This window comes from Paraburkholderia sp. RL17-381-BIF-C (genome assembly GCF_046026435.1).
Taxonomy (GTDB): Bacteria; Pseudomonadota; Gammaproteobacteria; order Burkholderiales; family Burkholderiaceae; genus Paraburkholderia.
Genome location: NZ_JARESX010000005.1, coordinates 1 through 16162, shown reverse-complemented (window position 1 = coordinate 16162; position 16162 = coordinate 1). Strand labels below are relative to the sequence as shown.

At 64.2% G+C, this 16162-nt stretch carries 12 protein-coding genes; 7 read left to right on the top strand and 5 right to left on the bottom strand.

Annotated features, from left to right (window positions below; translation table 11 throughout):
* Positions 1–18: 18 nt before the first annotated feature.
* From P0D70_RS05330 to P0D70_RS05305, 6 genes are all read left to right on the top strand, one after another.
* Positions 19–720 carry a VOC family protein gene (locus P0D70_RS05330; protein WP_408183320.1) on the top strand — a complete coding sequence of 234 codons (702 nt, stop codon included), beginning with the start codon at positions 19–21 and terminating at the stop codon, positions 718–720.
* A 72-nt stretch (positions 721–792) separates the two neighbouring features.
* Positions 793–1989 carry an aminotransferase-like domain-containing protein gene (locus tag P0D70_RS05325; RefSeq protein ID WP_408183317.1) on the top strand — a complete coding sequence of 399 codons (1197 nt, stop codon included), beginning with the start codon at positions 793–795 and terminating at the stop codon, positions 1987–1989.
* A 67-nt stretch (positions 1990–2056) separates the two neighbouring features.
* A complete protein-coding gene (locus tag P0D70_RS05320; protein WP_091796166.1) occupies positions 2057–2521 on the top strand; it encodes a RidA family protein in 465 nt (154 codons plus the stop codon).
* A gap of 201 nt (positions 2522–2722) precedes the next feature.
* Entirely contained in the window at positions 2723–3640 is a 918-nt protein-coding gene (locus P0D70_RS05315; protein ID WP_408183314.1) for a PhzF family phenazine biosynthesis protein, read from the top strand.
* 487 nt (positions 3641–4127) lie between these two features.
* Entirely contained in the window at positions 4128–6488 is a 2361-nt protein-coding gene (locus P0D70_RS05310) for a bifunctional diguanylate cyclase/phosphodiesterase (protein ID WP_408183550.1), read from the top strand.
* A gap of 162 nt (positions 6489–6650) precedes the next feature.
* Positions 6651–7859 carry a chromate transporter gene (locus P0D70_RS05305; RefSeq protein WP_408183311.1) on the top strand — a complete coding sequence of 403 codons (1209 nt, stop codon included), beginning with the start codon at positions 6651–6653 and terminating at the stop codon, positions 7857–7859.
* A 108-nt stretch (positions 7860–7967) separates the two neighbouring features.
* Here the strand turns inward: P0D70_RS05305 and P0D70_RS05300 are convergent, their stop codons facing one another.
* The 3 genes from P0D70_RS05300 to P0D70_RS05290 form a co-directional block, all read right to left on the bottom strand.
* On the bottom strand, positions 7968–8426 hold the full coding sequence (locus P0D70_RS05300) for a CopD family protein (protein WP_012432243.1): 459 nt from the start codon (positions 8424–8426) through the stop codon (positions 7968–7970).
* A gap of 355 nt (positions 8427–8781) precedes the next feature.
* Entirely contained in the window at positions 8782–11106 is a 2325-nt protein-coding gene (gene parC / locus P0D70_RS05295) for a DNA topoisomerase IV subunit A (RefSeq protein WP_091796174.1), read from the bottom strand.
* 64 nt (positions 11107–11170) lie between these two features.
* Positions 11171–13156 (bottom strand): DNA topoisomerase IV subunit B, encoded by a 1986-nt coding sequence (locus P0D70_RS05290; RefSeq protein WP_408183308.1) that lies wholly within the window; start codon positions 13154–13156, stop codon positions 11171–11173.
* Between the two features lie 54 nt (positions 13157–13210).
* Here P0D70_RS05290 and P0D70_RS05285 point away from each other — a divergent pair, with 54 nt between their 5' ends.
* Entirely contained in the window at positions 13211–13447 is a 237-nt protein-coding gene (locus tag P0D70_RS05285) for a hypothetical protein (protein WP_143048318.1), read from the top strand.
* A gap of 55 nt (positions 13448–13502) precedes the next feature.
* Here P0D70_RS05285 and P0D70_RS05280 read toward each other — a convergent pair whose 3' ends face one another.
* Together P0D70_RS05280 and P0D70_RS05275 are read right to left on the bottom strand one after the other, a co-directional pair.
* Positions 13503–15440, bottom strand: coding sequence for an ATP-binding cassette domain-containing protein (locus P0D70_RS05280; RefSeq protein ID WP_091796178.1), 1938 nt, complete (start codon positions 15438–15440; stop codon positions 13503–13505).
* Positions 15441–15632: 192 nt separating this feature from the next.
* Positions 15633–16034 (bottom strand): DUF4399 domain-containing protein, encoded by a 402-nt coding sequence (locus P0D70_RS05275; RefSeq protein ID WP_091796180.1) that lies wholly within the window; start codon positions 16032–16034, stop codon positions 15633–15635.
* Between the last annotated feature and the right edge of the window lie 128 nt (positions 16035–16162).

Genomic DNA, 16162 nt, shown 5'->3' with positions numbered 1-16162 from the left:
CCGTTTCCTCGATCCGTCATGACTGCTCACCCGCTCCGCCTCGATCACCTCGTGATTTCCGCCCGCACCCTCGACGAGGGCACGCAGTACGTCGCCGACACGCTTGGCGTCGCCCCGGCCGGCGGCGGCGCGCATCCGTTGATGCGCACGCACAACCGCCTGCTGAACCTGTGGGGCGGCGTGTATCTGGAAGTGATCGCGATCGATCCGCTGGCCGCGTCACCGAACAATGGGCCTGCAGGCGGCGACGCGCCGCGCGCCCGCCTGTTCGCCCTCGACGACCCGGCCACGCACGCGCGGCTCGAAAACGGGCCATATCTGTCGCACTGGGTCGCCCGGGTCGAGCGGCCGAAACACCTCCCGACGTGGCAAGCGCAGTATCCGCAGCGCATCGCTCCGGTGATTCCGATGACGCGCGGCGATTTCACCTGGGGCCTGACCGTGCCCGACGACGGCGCATTCCCCGCCTGGCAAGGCGTCGGCGACGGTGTGCTGCCCTCGCTGATTCAGTGGGACACGGTGCGGCATCCGTCGGCGGTGCTGCCGGAAACGGGCATTTCGCTGAAGTCCCTGAAGGGCGTGCATCCGCAAGCCGAGACGGTGGCGGCGCAACTGCGGTGGCTGGGTGCGGCGCACCTGATCGAGTTGCAGTCCACGGAAGGCGCGCCGGCGCTCGTCGCCGAGTTTGAAACACCCGACGGTCTACGGACCCTTAAATAAGCAGCGCGCGCGGGTCGCCGACTCGCGCGATAATCGAAGTTTTGACCGGTTCCAGTACCAGCAGAGGAGACCATGGACCAAAGCGACTTGAAAGCCCCCACGTGGCAATTGTCCGAACGCGCACGCAAGCTCACGAGCTCGGCGATCCGCGAGATTCTGAAGGTCACGGAGCGGCCTGAAGTCATTTCGTTCGCGGGTGGCTTACCCTCGCCGGCTACCTTCCCGGCCGAACGCATGCGCGCGGCAGCCGACCGCATTCTGCGCGACGAGCCGGCCGCGGCGCTGCAATACAGCGCGACTGAAGGCTTCCTGCCGCTGCGCGAATGGATCGCGAAGCGCTATTCGGTCAACGGCGCACAGATTCGCCCGAGCCAGGTGCTGATCACCACCGGCTCCCAGCAGGCGTTGGACCTGCTCGGCAAAGTGCTGGTGTGCCCGGACAGCCCGGTACTGGTGGAAACGCCGACCTACCTCGGCGCGCTGCAATCGTTCTCGATGTACGAGCCGCGTTACGTGCAAGTGCCGACCGACGACCAGGGCCTCATCCCCGAAGCGCTCACGCCCGAACTGACCGCCGGCGCGCGCCTGTTGTACGCCCAGCCCAATTTCCAGAATCCGACGGGCCGCCGCCTGCCGGTCGAACGCCGCCGCGCGCTCGCCGAGTTCGCGAAGACCGCGCCGTTCCCGGTCATTGAAGACGATCCGTACGGCGCGCTCGACTACGCGGGCGAACCGCTGCCCACCATGCTGTCGATGGCGCCGGACCATATCGTCCACCTCGGTTCGTTCTCGAAGGTGCTGGCGCCGGGTCTGCGGGTCGGCTACATCATCGCGCCCGAAGAGCTGATCTTCAAACTCGTGCAAGCCAAGCAAGCCACCGACCTGCACACACCGAGCTTCACCCAGCGCATCGTGTACGAAGTGATCAAGGACGGCTTTCTCGACACGCACGTGCCGACCATTCGCGAACTCTATCGCGATCAATGCGCGGCGATGCTGGCCGCGCTCGAACGCTACATGCCGGAAGGTGTCAGCTGGAACCGCCCGGAAGGCGGCATGTTCGTGTGGGTGAATCTGCCCGCGCAGATCGACAGCATGAAGCTGCTCGAAGAAGCGGTCGCGCAGAACGTCGCGTTCGTGCCGGGCGGCCCCTTCTTCGCGAACGAGGCGCAACACAACACGCTGCGTCTGTCGTTCGTCACGGTGCCGCCGGCCAAGATCGACGAAGGCGTGTCGCGGCTCGCCGCGCTGATTCGCGCGAAGATCTGAGCGTTTTTTAGCGCGGTCTTCGCCCGCCTCGCGTCAACCGAACTTCACTACTGATCAAGGACACAACATGGCTCAAACGAATGTGTACGACAAGCTCGAGCAACTGGGCATCGAATTGCCGAGCGCAGGCGCGCCGGCAGCCGCCTATGTGATGAGCGCGCAAAGCGGCAACACGGTGTATCTGTCCGGGCATATCGCCAAGAAGGACGGCAAGGTATGGGTCGGCAAGCTCGGCGCCACCCTCACCACCGAGGAAGGCAAAGCCGCCGCGCGTTCCATCGCCATCGACCTGCTCGCCACGCTGCACGCGCATGTGGGCGACCTGAACCGCGTCACGCGCATCGTCAAGCTGATGAGTCTCGTCAACTCGACGCTCGAATTCACCGAACAGCATCTGGTCACCAACGGCGCGTCCGAACTGATCGCCGATGTGTTCGGCGAACGTGGCAAGCATGCGCGCTCGGCATTCGGCGTCGCGCAGATCCCGCTCGGCGCGTGCGTCGAGATCGAGCTGATCGCCGAAGTGGAGTAACCCGCTCGAACCCGCGAGCCGCATGGCAGGAGCGGCCCGCAACGGCTGCCGGTTCGCCCGGCGCAGTGCGCAACGAAACGCGTCGCGAGGTGTCAGCCACCCGCGGCGCGTTTTGCATTTGTGGTGAGGTAGATCGTTCCGCCGTCAGCGGATAGAATCCGCCAACCCTATTCATTCGTTTGATTCGCCGGACCGCGCCCCATGCCCGCTCACACTGTCCGTTTCAAACAGGTCGACGTATTCACGTCGGTGCCATTCAAAGGCAATCCGCTTGCCGTCGTGTTCGACGCCGACACACTCGACGCGAATCAGATGCAGGCCATCGCCCACTGGACCAATCTGTCGGAAACAACGTTCCTGTTGAAGCCCACCGACCCGGCCGCCGACTATCGTGTGCGCATCTTCACCACGCATGGCGAATTGCCGTTCGCCGGTCATCCGACGCTCGGCACCGCGCACGCGTTGCTCGAAAGCGGCTATCCGCCGAAGCAGGCCGGCAAGCTCGTGCAGCAGTGCGGCGTAGGGCTCGTCGAACTGGAGGCGCTGTCCGAGCCGCACGGCGCGTGGGCCTTCGCCGCGCCGCCCGCGCGCGTCACGCCGCTTGGCGAGGATCGCTACGCGGCGCTGTCTGCGGCTTTGCGTAGCGATGCGATCGATTTCAGCGCGGCACCCTGCGCGGTCGACAACGGCGCGCCGTGGCTCGTGGTGCGCGTCAATTCGGCGCGCGAGTGCCTTGCGCTGGATCCCGATGCCGCCGCACTCGCCGAGATCGTGCGTTCCGTGAATACCCACGGGCTCGCCGTCTATGGCCCGCACGAGGCCGATGGCCCGGCCACCTTCGAGGTGCGCTGCCTGATGTCCGGAGGCAGCTTCGGCCTGGGTGAAGACCCTGTGACCGGCAGCGCCAATGCGGCGCTCGCAGGCCTCCTGAGCGCCCAGCAGTTGCGCCCCGGCGCGCATTATTCGGTGCGTCAAGGCACCGCGCTAGGCCGTGCCGGCCAGGTGTGCGTGCACTACGACGATGCACGCCCCGAGGGAAGCCCCCTTCGGCAACGCGGCAAGACATGGGTTGGCGGTTCGTCGGTGACGATCGTCGACGGTACCTTCCGCCTGCCCTGACCGGCGCGCTACTTGCGTAGCGCGAACATGGACACCGGCTCGCAAACGTAACGAGTCCGGGGTTCACCCAGCCTTGCCACGCTCGACCACAGAATGCCGCATCGTGCGCACGATTGAATGCGCGGTGCATGGGGAAAGGCCTGGCACACCTGAATGCCGAAGCGCCGGAGCGCCGATTGCCGATGAAATACTCGAATACGACCGCCACACCGCGCCTTCAAGACGGTCCACGCCGGCTGCCAGATTCGCCCCATGGGGCGGCTTGCCGCGCCCGCGTATACCCGATGCCCGGACCCTTCCTTAATCCAGTGGCATTAAGTAATATCGAAACGTACCCGATGACCCGCGGATGGTCAGGCACGGCGCCACGCTCCTTTATTCTGCGCAGCAGTCCCGGCACCTTGGTCACCATGCAGCCACCCATGAATCTAGCGCAGTCAATTCTCGCGCGTTTGTTACCGGCCGGTACCCAGGCACGGGCCGCCCGATGAGCCAATCCCGCTTCTCAGACCAGCGCGAAGCCAAATCCCGCCGCGACCCCGCGGTGTCGCGCCGTCGCGCGTTTCTCGCCATTCCCGCGCTCGGCATATTGGTCCTGATCCTGCTTTGGACGGTGATCTTCGCGCGTCTGTCGGTCGAGAAAGAAGCCACTTATCGTGAGGCCATGGCCTCTGCTGCGATTCTCTCCGCAGCACTGGAACAGCACACGGTCAAGGCGATTCACCAGGTCGACCAGATCACCCGCTTCGTCAAGTTCGAGTTCGAGAAAACGCCGAATCATTTCGATCTCGCGAGCACGGTGGAAAAAGGCGTCGTGCAAAGCGAAACGCTCGTGCAAGTTTCGTTGATCGACGAGCACGGCACGCTGATCGCCAACACGGCCGAACTCAATCCCAAGCGCATCGACCTGTCCGACCGCGAACACTTCAAGGTCCACGAACACGAGAACGACGACCAGTTGTATATCAGCAAGCCCGTGCTCGGCCGTGTGTCCGGCCACTGGACTTTGCAGATGACGCGGCGTTTGAATCATCCGGACGGCTCGTTCGCGGGCGTCGTAGTGGTCTCCGAAGACCCCAGCTATTTCACGAGCGATTTTTATAACAACGCGGCGATTGGCCGTGAAGGCGTGATCGCGGTGATCTCCGACAACGGCGCCGTGCTCGCGCGGCGCACCGGCACCGCCGACACCGCGAGCGGCGCCTTCTCCGCAAGCGGCTCCTATCCGACCTCGGAGCATGTGTCGGGCACCTACGTCGATTCGATCGACAACGTCACGCGCATCGTGTCGTACCGGCATATCGACGGCTATCCGCTCGGTGTACTGGTGGGCTTGTCGCAAGCGGAAGAATTCGCCGACTACAACCACACGCGCAACGTCTATCTGCTGATGGCGGGCTTCATCTCGCTCGCCATGCTGAGCTTCTTTGCCGTGGCGACCGGCCTGATCGGCAAGCTGCTCGGCCGCGAGCGCGAGATGACTCACCTCGTCGAATACGATCTGCTCACCGGCTTGCGCAATCGCTACGCGACGCTGCAAAGCCTGCGGCACGACGTCGCGCAGCCGGCCAATCTCGGCCACCTCGCGATTCTCTTTATCGACCTCGACAACTTCAAGACCGTCAACGACACGCTCGGCCACAACGCCGGCGACATCGTGCTGCAAATGACAGCCTCGCGGCTCGCCGCCGCGGTGGCCGACGGCGGCGCGTTGAGCCGCATCGGCGGCGACGAGTTCGTCGTCGTGATCAAGGGCGAGGACGTCGAGAAGCGCGCCGTCAAGCTGGCCGAAGCCGCGGCCGAAGCGTTCGACAAACCGTTCGAAGTTCGCGGCAGTTCGTTCGTGCTGCATGCGAGCATCGGCATCGCGCTCTACTCGGTGGCCAACGAAAGCGAGATCGACCTGCTGAAAAAAGCGGACCTCGCCATGTACAGCGCGAAAGACGCGGGCAAGAACTGCTATCAGTTCTACTCACCGCAACTGTCGCATCGCGCCGATCATCTGATGAAGTGGGAGCAGCAATTGCGCGTGGCGCTCGCTGAAGGGCAACTGTTCCTCGCCTATCAGCCGAAGATCGATCTGACGCGCCGCTGCATCACCGGCTTCGAGGCGCTGGTGCGCTGGAATCATCCGCAGCACGGCTTGATTCCGGCCAACGAGTTCATTCCGGTTGCCGAATCGACCGGCCTCATCGTGCCGATCGGCGACTTCGTGATCGAAACCGCCTGCCGTCAACTTGCGCTGTGGCAGCAACAGGGCTACGACACGCTGTCGCTCGCGGTGAACATTTCGGCGGTGCAATTCTGGCGCGGCGACCTGTACGAAACCATCTCGCACGCCATCGAGGAAAGCGGCATTTCCGCGCGCCGCCTCGAACTTGAAATCACCGAAACGGCGATGATGGAATATCCCGAACTCGTCTCGGAGAAAATCTTCGCGTTGAAGCGCCTCGGCGTGCGCATCGCGCTCGACGATTTCGGCACCGGCTACTCGTCGCTGTCGTACCTGAACCGTTTCTCGGTGGACACGCTGAAAGTGGACCGTTCGTTCATCCAGGCAATTCCAGGCGACCGCAGCGTCTGCGTGATGGTCACCGCGATCGTCAACCTGGCACGCTCGCTCGGGCTCACGGTGGTGGTCGAAGGTACGGAGACCGAAGAGCAGATTGCCTGGCTCGCCGCGCTCGGCCATATCGAGGCGCAGGGCTTCCTGTTCTCGCGTCCCGTGCCGGTGGACGCGATTCCGGCGCTGCTCGAGCGCTTCGGCGTCTGCGGTTTAACCGTCCCTGCCCGGCGCGCCGGGCACGAAACCGACAGCACCACCAGCGTGTCCAGCACCGGCACCTGAACGCCACGGGCCACACGGGTCGTCGCGGATGATCTACCCGCGACGCCGCAAACCCGCTACATTCTCGCTGTACTGGTCACAGCGCGATGCCGCTACCGGCCGCGTCGAATCACCAAGAAGATCTCACAGGACGGCGCCCGCCTGCCGGGCGCTTGCGGCGCCATGCAGACGACCACGAGCCAGGATGCTGCCAGACGAGGGGAACGGGAACCGCTATGGACGCTGTTCCGGGTCGTGTTCGGCCTGTCGGCGTTGTCATGGGGCGGCCTCGCCCTCATGGCGCAACTCGAAAACCATTACGTCGAGCGCAAAGGCCGCCTCTCGCGCGTCGCGTTCTCCGATCTGATCGCGCTCGCCTGGATGGTGCCCGGCCCGGTGGGCTGCAATGTCGCCGTGCAATTGGGGCATGCGCTGCGTGGACGCGCCGGCGCGTGGATCGCGGGCATTGCCAGCGTACTGCCCTTCTTCATGCTGATGACGCTGTTCGCGATCTTCTACCGCACGCCGCTCGTGCGCGCCGCCGCCTCGCAAACCTTGCTCAATCACTTCAGCGTCGTGCTGGCCACGCTGATCGCGATCACCTGGTACAAGCAGACGCGCGCGCTGGTGCGCGGCAAGCTCGAATGGCTCGCGACGGTGCTCGGTTGCGTGGCGCTCTTCTATGCGCACAGTCCGGCGGCGTATGTCCTCATGCTGGGCGCGGCCTTCGGCACCGGCTGGCTGGTGAGCCCGGTTCGCAACGCGCCTCTTGTCGTCTCGTTGGCGCGTGGCGACTGGCAGATGCTGACCGCCCTGTGCGGATTCCTCGTGCTGTTCGCGCTGCCGCTGCCGCATCGCTATGACCTGGCGCTGTTGTGGCCGCGGCTCGCCGGCGCCGGCATGACCCTGTTCGGCGGTGGCTTCTCGGCGTTGCCGGTGCTCAAGACGCTGTTCGTCACGCCGGCGATCGGCGTCTCCGATAACGACTTCACACTGGCGTTCTCGTTGTCGCCGTTATCGCCCGGGCCGCTCCTAAACGTGGTGCCGTTCTTCGGCTATCTGGTGGATGGCTGGGTGGGTGCGCTGATTGCCACGCTCGCGCTATTCGTGCCGTCGGGTTGCCTCGTCGTGCTTGCGCAACGGCATCTGCATCAGTTGAAGGCCAATCCGCGATTCGAGCACGGCATGCGGATGCTGCGCGCGGTTACTACCGCGTTTCTCGCGGTGGCCGTGCTTCGCATTGCCGGGCATGTGCCGTTCAGCCCGGTTTATCTGATGACCGCGCTGTTCTCCGGCATGTGCTTCGCGAAGCTGAAGGTGCCGGTGTACGTGGTGTACGGGACGGTAGCGGCGGTGTGCGGGTTGTGGCTCGCGTATGGCGAGCTGATCTAGACGGTGGCGTGCGTGGAGAAGGCCGCGCTTGATGGCCGCTAGCTGCGCGGCAGTGTCGCTGCGCGGCTAGCGGCTAGCGGCTAGCGGCTTTCAAATAGCGTAGCGGGTTCAGAAGCCGCGCGAGAGCACCGCAACGCCGATCGTCACCACGCCGAGCACGATATTGATCAGCACCAGACGACGGATCGTGCCGACGGCCCGCGCGCCATCCGGCCATTTTTGCGCCTGCACCGCGCGACGGATGCGCGGGAACACGGCAAACCGAATGTGCCCAAAGATCAGCATCATCACGATGCCGAGACCCGCCATGGCATGCAGCGGCCAGGTGGCATGGCCGCCGCCGAATTGCATGAGCAGAAATCCGCCGGTGAGGAGAATCACCAGCACTGACGCGGCGACCCAATTGAAGAAGCGGCCGAACACCGACTCCCACAGAGGCAAGCGTAATTGAGGCGAGAGATCGGCAATCGCCGGACGCAGACAGAAATGGGCGAACACCATTCCACCTACCCACACCGCAACCGCGAGCAGATGTAGAAAGAGCGCGAGTTCGATAGCCTTGTTCATGTTGTTTTCCTCTCCCGACGACGCCACACCGCTTGTGCAGAGTGCTATTAGCAGCGGCTATTAAATGAAATGCGCTCAAACCCGGCGCCTCGCGCCAGGCCCCCGGGCGAAAGCAATTCCCCCAACGGGACCTTCTACGGGGCGGAAAACGCGCGACGACCCGGCGTTTTCTTGAGAGCCCATTCGACCACGCAGTCCGCACGCAGTTCCGCTGCACTCGTGGCTTTCACGTCGTGTTGTAGTTGTTATCGCAGCAGTCCACCGCAATGGCCAGGCTGCACCCCGATTTGATACTGCGCACGACAAGCGCCTCGCATGCTAGCAGACGCTCGCCGTGTTCCTGCGTCAAGCTTTGTTAAACGGCCAGCACCGGACGCATGCCTTCGAGCTTCATCTTGCTCTCGGGCGTGCGGCCCTTGCGCGCCCGCTTGCCGATATGCGGCGCGAGCGCCGCGCCGCTCACCTTTTCTTCATCCACGCGGCCGCCACGGCGCGTGCCGATCAACACGACACCCGCGTTGTTGATGGCGAGCGCCTGCGCGAGCGTTTCATTGTCGTCGAGCGCCATCAAGGTGACGCCGCGACCGCCGCCGGAGAGCGTCTTCATCTCGTCAAGGCCGAACACCAGCAGGCGCCCGCCCGAGGAAAGACACGCAATGTGCGTCGCATCCGGCAGCATCGGCATCGGCGCGAGCGGTGCGGCGCCCGCGTCGATCGTCATGAACGACTTGCCGGCCTTCACGCGGCTCACCATGTCGCCGACCTTGGCGATGAAGCCGAAGCCGTTGCTCGAAGCGAGCAGCAACGCCTGATCCGCGGACGCCGCGTAGTAATGCATTAGATGGCTGCCCGACTCCAGTTCGATCAGCGACGTGACCGGCACGCCGTCACCGCGGCCGCCCGGCAGCGTGGCGACCGCAACCGAATAGACGCGGCCGTTGCTGCCCCACGCGACCAGCGTGTCCGGCGTGCGGCACTGGAAGGCCGCGTACAGCCCGTCGCCGGCCTTGAAGGTAAAGCCCGCCGCGTCGAGCCCGTGGCCCTTCAGCGCGCGCACCCAGCCCTTCTGCGACACCACCACCGTGACCGGTTCGTCGACCACGCGTGCTTCGAACGTTGCGCGCTTTTCCTGCTGGATGAGCGTGCGGCGCTCGTCGCCGTATTGCTTGGCGTCGCCCTCGATTTCCTTGATGAGCAGGCGCTTCATTGCCGATTCGCTGCCGAGCAGTTCTTCCAGCTTGGCCTTCTCGTCGCGCAGTTCTGCCAGCTCCTTCTCGATCTTGATCTTCTCGAGCCGCGCCAACTGACGCAGGCGGATTTCAAGAATGTCTTCGGCCTGGCGATCGGACAAGCCGAACGCGGCCATCAACGCGACCTTCGGCTCGTCCGACTCGCGAATGATGCGGATGACTTCGTCGATATTCAAAAAGACGATCATCCGGCCTTCGAGGATGTGAATCCGGTCGTCGACCTTCGTCAAACGATGACGCGTGCGGCGCGTCACCGTCGCGAAACGGAACGCGATCCACTCGTGCAGGATTTCGCTCAAGCCCTTCTGACGCGGCCGGCCGTCGCCGCCGACCATGACCATATTGAGCGACGCGTTCGATTCGAGGCTCGTATGCGCGAGCAGCGTGTTGACGAAATCTGTCTGGTCGATGCGGCTCGACTTCGGTTCGAACACGAGGCGCACGGGTGCGTCCCGGCCGGACTCGTCACGCACGGCATCGAGCAGCGCCAGCATGGTCTGCTTGGTTTGCAGCTGTTCGGGGGTGAGCGCCTTCTTGCCGAGCTTGATCTTCGGGTTGGTCTGCTCTTCGATTTCTTCGAGCACTTTCTGCGCCGCGGTATTCGGTGGCAATTCGGTGATCACCAGTTGCCACTGGCCGCGCGCGAGTTCTTCGATCTTCCAGCGCGCCCGCACCTTCAGGCTGCCGCGGCCGCTTTCGTACGCGGCGGAAATTTCGGTGTCGCTCGAAATGATCTGACCGCCGCCCGGGAAGTCCGGCCCGGCGATGTGCTGCATCAATTCCGCGTGCGAAATCTTCGGATTGCGGATCATCGCAACCGTTGCAGCCGCCACCTCGCGCAGATTGTGCGACGGAATTTCCGTGGCCAAACCCACCGCGATGCCCGACGCGCCGTTCAGCAACACGAACGGCAAGCGGGCCGGCAACAGCCTCGGCTCCTCGGACGAGCCGTCGTAGTTAGGCATGAAATCGACCGTGCCCTGATTGATCTCATCGAGCAGCAGTTTCGAGATCGGCGTGAGGCGCGCTTCGGTGTACCGCATGGCCGCCGCGCCGTCGCCGTCGCGCGAACCGAAATTGCCCTGACCGTCGATCAGCGGATAGCGCATCGAGAAGTCTTGCGCGAGGCGCACCAGCGCGTCGTACGCGGACTGGTCGCCGTGCGGGTGATACTTGCCGAGCACGTCGCCGACCACGCGCGCCGACTTGACCGGCTTCGCGTTGTCGGAGAGGCCCATGTCGTTCATCGCGAACAGGATGCGGCGCTGAACCGGCTTTTGCCCGTCGCACACATCCGGCAGCGCGCGGCCCTTGACCACGCTCACCGCATAGTCGAGGTACGCGCGTTCCGCGTAATTGCCGAGCGTGAGAAAGTCGCCTTCCGGGGGCGGCGGCTCGGTGAAAAGGTCGAGAGTGTTATCGTCGTCCATCTAGATTCCGTATCCGTGTTTGGCGTGAAGTTTTCGTGCGGAGTGAGTGCACCTTAAAAGGCGCTCAGATATCCGCTTCCACTTCGTTGCCCTTTTCTTCCAGCCAGCTGCGCCGCGACGCCGCTTCGCCCTTGCCCATCAACATGGTCATGCGCGCGACCGTGGCGTCGTAGTCGAGTTCGCCGAGCGCGACAGGAGTTAGGCGCCGCGTATCGGGGTTCATGGTGGTGTCCCACAACTGCTCCGCGCTCATTTCGCCGAGACCCTTGAAGCGGCTGATGGACCACTGCGTGTCGCGCACGCCGTCCTTGCGCAGCTTGTCGAGAATCGCTTCGAGTTCGCCTTCGTCGAGCGCATACAGCTTTTGCGCGGGCTTCTTGCCCCGCGCGGGAGCGTCGACCCGGAACAGCGGCGGGCGCGCCACGCACACGTGACCACGCTCTATCAGCTGCGGGAAATGCTTGAAGAACAGCGTGAGCAGCAGCACCTGGATGTGCGAACCGTCCACGTCAGCGTCCGACAGAATGCAGATCTTGCCGTAGCGCAGATTCGACAGATCGACCTTGTCGTCCGGGCTATGCGGATCGACGCCGATCGCCACCGAAATGTCGTGCACTTCGTTATTGGCGAACAGCCGGTCGCGCTCGGTTTCCCACGTATTCAGCACCTTGCCGCGCAGCGGCAGGATGGCTTGATATTCCTTGTCGCGGCCCATCTTCGCGGAACCGCCCGCGGAGTCGCCCTCGACGAGAAACAGTTCGTTGCGGCCGATTTCCGTCGATTCGCAATCGGTCAGCTTGCCCGGCAACACGGCGACGCCCGAGCTCTTGCGCTTCTCGACCTTCTGCCCGGCACGTGTGCGCGCCTGCGCCTGCTTGATGACGAGGTCCGCGAGTTTCTTGCCGTGCTCGACGTGCTGGTTCAGCCACAACTCCAGTGCCGGCCGCGCGAACGACGACACCAGCTTGACCGCGTCGCGGCTATTCAGGCGTTCTTTGATCTGCCCTTGGAATTGCGGATCGAGCACCTTCGCCGACAGCACGAACGACACGCGCGCGAACACGTCTTCAGCGAGCAGCTTGACGCCCTTCGGCTGCAGGTTATGCAACTCGACGAAGCTCTTCACCGCCTGGAACAGACCGTCGCGCAAGCCGGATTCATGCGTGCCGCCCGCGGGCGTCGGAATCAGGTTGACGTACGACTCGCGCATGAGCGGGCCTTCTTCGCTCCACGCGACGACCCACGAGGCGCCCTCGCCTTCCGCGAAAGTCTCTTCGCTCGCGCGCGAGTTTTCGACATAACGCTCGCCCTCGAACAGCGGAATCAGCAGATCGCTGCCGTTCATGCCTTCGAGCAGATAGCCGCGCAGACCGTCTTCGTATTTCCAGCTTTGCTGTTCGCCGGTTTTCTCGTTGATCAGCGTGACTTCCACGCCCGGCAACAGCACCGCTTTCGAGCGCAGCAGACGCTGCAATTCGCCGAGCGGCAGGTTCGGCGAATCGAAGTACTTCGCATTGGCCCACGCGGTGACGCGCGTGCCGGATTTCTTGTCGCCCTTCGCCGCGGGGCGCACTTCGAGCTCCTTGGCGACGTCGCCATTGGCGAAACTCAGTTCGGCAATCTTGCCCTCGCGCCAAACGGTCACGTCGAGGCGCGTGGACAGCGCATTGGTGACGGACACGCCGACGCCGTGCAAGCCGCCCGAGAACGTGTACGCGCCGCCGGCGGCCTTGTCGAACTTGCCGCCCGCATGCAGGCGCGTGAACACGATTTCGACGACCGGCACGCCTTCCTCCGGATGCAGGCCGAATGGAATGCCGCGGCCGTCGTCTTCGACCGAGACCGAATGGTCGGCGTGCAGCGTGACCGTGATTTGCCGGCCGTAGCCGCCGAGGGCCTCGTCCGACGCGTTGTCGATAACTTCCTGGATGATGTGCAGCGGATTCTCGGTGCGGGTGTACATACCGGGCCGTTGCTTGACCGGCTCCAGACCCTTCAACACCTTGATCGACGCTTCGCTATACGCGGCGTTTGGCTTTTTCGTAGACATGGTTGACTCGGATGCGTCGGTTCATCGTTGTCCACAGGAGCTGTGGACAGGTCCGTGGACAATGCGTTGAGTTTTCAAAAAAAGCGAAACGAAACAATGGGGTTAGGTGGGGTGCCCGTGGTGCGGGCAAGCTGTTTTGTCGCCTGGCTTCCGGTTGACGCGCTCGACGGCCGCTCGAAGCCGGCCCTCAGGCCGGGCAACGTCGACGCGGGTGCGAACGCCGGGGAAGCCTGTTCGCGGGGTATTTTACTGATTTCGATCCGGGCGGCAATTCGCGACACGCGGGAATAGCCGTCTGGATAAGGGGCGGCGGTGACGCCGCGCAGTCCCGCCTCGCCCCCACACGTCACTTGCGCCGGTTCTCCAGCTCGTCCCAGCGCTCGAGCGCGATCAGCAGTTCTTCGTCGATCGCGGCGTAGCGTTCGGTCAGGCGCGTGCCTTCCTGCGCATCTTTGGCGAATACGGAACCGTCTTCGAGTTGCGCGCCGATCGTTTTCTGCTCCGCTTCAAGCGCGGCGATCTTCTGCGGCAGCGCCTCCAGTTCGCGCTGCTCCTTGAACGACAGCTTCGCGGCACGTTGCGTATTGCGGCCCGCGGAACTGTCTTTGGCCGGCGCCGCGTCTTTACCCGCTTCCTTGCCGGCTTCTTTCTGCGCCTCCAGCGCCATCTGCTGCGAGCGATCGCGCTGGATCTGCCAGTCGGTAAAGCCGCCGACGTACTCGCGCCACTTGCCGCCGCCTTCCGAGGCGATCACCGAGGTCGCGACGTTGTCGAGGAACGCGCGATCGTGGCTGACGAGCAGCACCGTGCCGTCGTATTCCGTGAGCAGTTCTTCGAGCAGTTCGAGCGTGGGAATATCGAGGTCGTTGGTCGGTTCGTCCAGCACCAGCACGTTGGCCGGGCGCGCGAACAGACGCGCGAGCAGCAGGCGATTACGCTCGCCGCCCGACAGCGACTTGACCGGCGAACGCGCGCGCTCCGGCGCGAACAGGAAGTCGCCCAGATAGCTCATGACGTGCTTCTTCTGGCCGTTGACTTCGACCCACTCGCTGCCCGGGCTGATGGTATCGGCGAGGCTCTTTTCCAGATCGAGCTGCGCGCGCATCTGGTCGAAATACGCAACCTGCAGATTCGTGCCGATGCGCACCGTGCCTTCGTCCGGAGCCAGTTCACCGAGGATTATCTTGAGCAGCGTGGTCTTGCCCGCGCCGTTCGGGCCGACAAAGCCGATCTTGTCGCCGCGCATGACCGTGGCGGTGAAGTTGTCGACCACCGTGCGCGAACCGTAGCGTTTGGTCACGTCGGTCAATTCGGCGACGATCTTGCCGGACTTCTCGCCCTGGCCGACGTCGAGTTTGACGTTGCCCTGCACGTTGCGGCGTTCCGCGCGCTGGTTGCGCATCTCCACGAGCCGCGCGATCCGGCCGACGCTGCGCGTGCGGCGCGCTTCGACGCCCTTGCGAATCCATACCTCTTCCTGCGCGAGCAGCTTGTCGAACTTGGCCGCTTCCACCTGTTCGACTTCGAGCTGCTGCGCCTTCCTCGTCTGGTAAGCGCTGAAATTGCCCGGATACGACAGCAAACGCCCGCGGTCCAGCTCGACGATGCGCGTGGCGACGCGGTCGAGAAACGCACGGTCGTGGGTAATGAAGAGCAGGCCCGCGCGCAGCGAGACCAGCAGGTCTTCGAGCCAGCGGATGCCGTCGAAATCGAGGTGGTTGGTCGGCTCGTCGAGCAGCAGCACGTCGGGCTGCACGACCAGCGCGCGCGCCAGCGCGACGCGCTTTTGCATGCCGCCCGACAGCGAACCCACCCGCGCCTCGCCGTTCAGGCCGATCTGCTGCAACGTGGTCGAAACCCGCGTGCTCCAGTTCCAGGCGTCCGAATGGTCCAGCGACGACTGCAGCGTGTTCATGCGCGCCATGAGCGCGTCGTGCTCGGCGCCTTCCGGCTCGTCGGCGAGCTGGTTGGCGACCGCGTCGTATTCGTCCAGCAGCGCGCGAGCGTGCGTGAGGCCGGCGGCGACCGCGTCGAATACCGTGTCGTCCGTGTCGAACTCCGGCTCCTGCGGCACATAAACCGTGGTCAGATTCTGCTGGCGCGTGACGAGCCCGTCGTCAGGCTTGGTCAGATCGGCGACGATCTTCAGCAGCGACGACTTGCCCGCGCCATTGCGGCCGATCAGCCCGACGCGCTCGCCCGCTTCGAGAGAGAAATCCGCGTGATCGAGCAACGCGACGTGACCGAAGGCCAGTTGGGCTCCGGTAATGGTGTAAAGCGACATGGAGAATTGGAGAAGACAGCGATGAGTCGGAACTGCCCATTGTACCGGGCGCGCGGGCGGCTGCCTGTCTGCCGGAAGAGATAGGCCGAATGGCCGGCTTGCCAGACGCGAAAAAACCGCTGCATCGGGCGAAGAAGCCGGCTGGCATGGCCGGAGTGCGTTGGCGCGCGCCCGGCCGTCTCGTGCGGCGTCTTATTTCACGTGCACGGTGATGGTCTTGCTCAATTCCGGACCATACGAACGATGCGCGCCGTCGCCGAATTGCAGCGTCAACGTGTGGTCGCCTGGCGGCAGCGTCAGATCGGTCTCGGTCTGGCCCTTGCCGAAGTGCAGTGACTTATCGTTTGCCGGGATGACCTCGCCCTTGGGCAGCGGCTTGCCGTCCACCAGCAGATGATGGTGCCCCGTGCCTTCCGTCATCGTGCCGGCCGGCGCGATCTTCATGCCGTCGACGCCGAACACCACGTGGACGGGATTGCTGACCGTCGCGCCGTCCGCCGGTTGGACGAACGACACGCTTGCGGCCTGCGCCACGCCGGATACCGCGAGCAATCCGGCCAATACCGCACCAGCCAACCATGTGTTTTTAAGCATCGTTTTTTCTCCTTTTTTGGGAAACGAGAGTCGTGCGCGGGCCATGTCGGCGACGACGGCACGCTCAGTAACCTGAGGCCGATCGTCGCAATTCATGCCGGGCACCCCGGCGCGCCGGTCTAAAAGAC

Coding starts and splice junctions, on each gene's coding strand:
- P0D70_RS05330 (WP_408183320.1), top strand. CDS start 19: ATGACTGCTCACCCGCTCCGCCTCGATCACCTCGTGATTTCCGCCCGC.
- P0D70_RS05325 (WP_408183317.1), top strand. CDS start 793: ATGGACCAAAGCGACTTGAAAGCCCCCACGTGGCAATTGTCCGAACGC.
- P0D70_RS05320 (WP_091796166.1), top strand. CDS start 2,057: ATGGCTCAAACGAATGTGTACGACAAGCTCGAGCAACTGGGCATCGAA.
- P0D70_RS05315 (WP_408183314.1), top strand. CDS start 2,723: ATGCCCGCTCACACTGTCCGTTTCAAACAGGTCGACGTATTCACGTCG.
- P0D70_RS05310 (WP_408183550.1), top strand. CDS start 4,128: ATGAGCCAATCCCGCTTCTCAGACCAGCGCGAAGCCAAATCCCGCCGC.
- P0D70_RS05305 (WP_408183311.1), top strand. CDS start 6,651: ATGCAGACGACCACGAGCCAGGATGCTGCCAGACGAGGGGAACGGGAA.
- P0D70_RS05300 (WP_012432243.1), bottom strand. CDS start 8,426: ATGAACAAGGCTATCGAACTCGCGCTCTTTCTACATCTGCTCGCGGTT.
- parC (WP_091796174.1), bottom strand. CDS start 11,106: ATGGACGACGATAACACTCTCGACCTTTTCACCGAGCCGCCGCCCCCG.
- P0D70_RS05290 (WP_408183308.1), bottom strand. CDS start 13,156: ATGTCTACGAAAAAGCCAAACGCCGCGTATAGCGAAGCGTCGATCAAG.
- P0D70_RS05280 (WP_091796178.1), bottom strand. CDS start 15,440: ATGTCGCTTTACACCATTACCGGAGCCCAACTGGCCTTCGGTCACGTC.
- P0D70_RS05275 (WP_091796180.1), bottom strand. CDS start 16,034: ATGCTTAAAAACACATGGTTGGCTGGTGCGGTATTGGCCGGATTGCTC.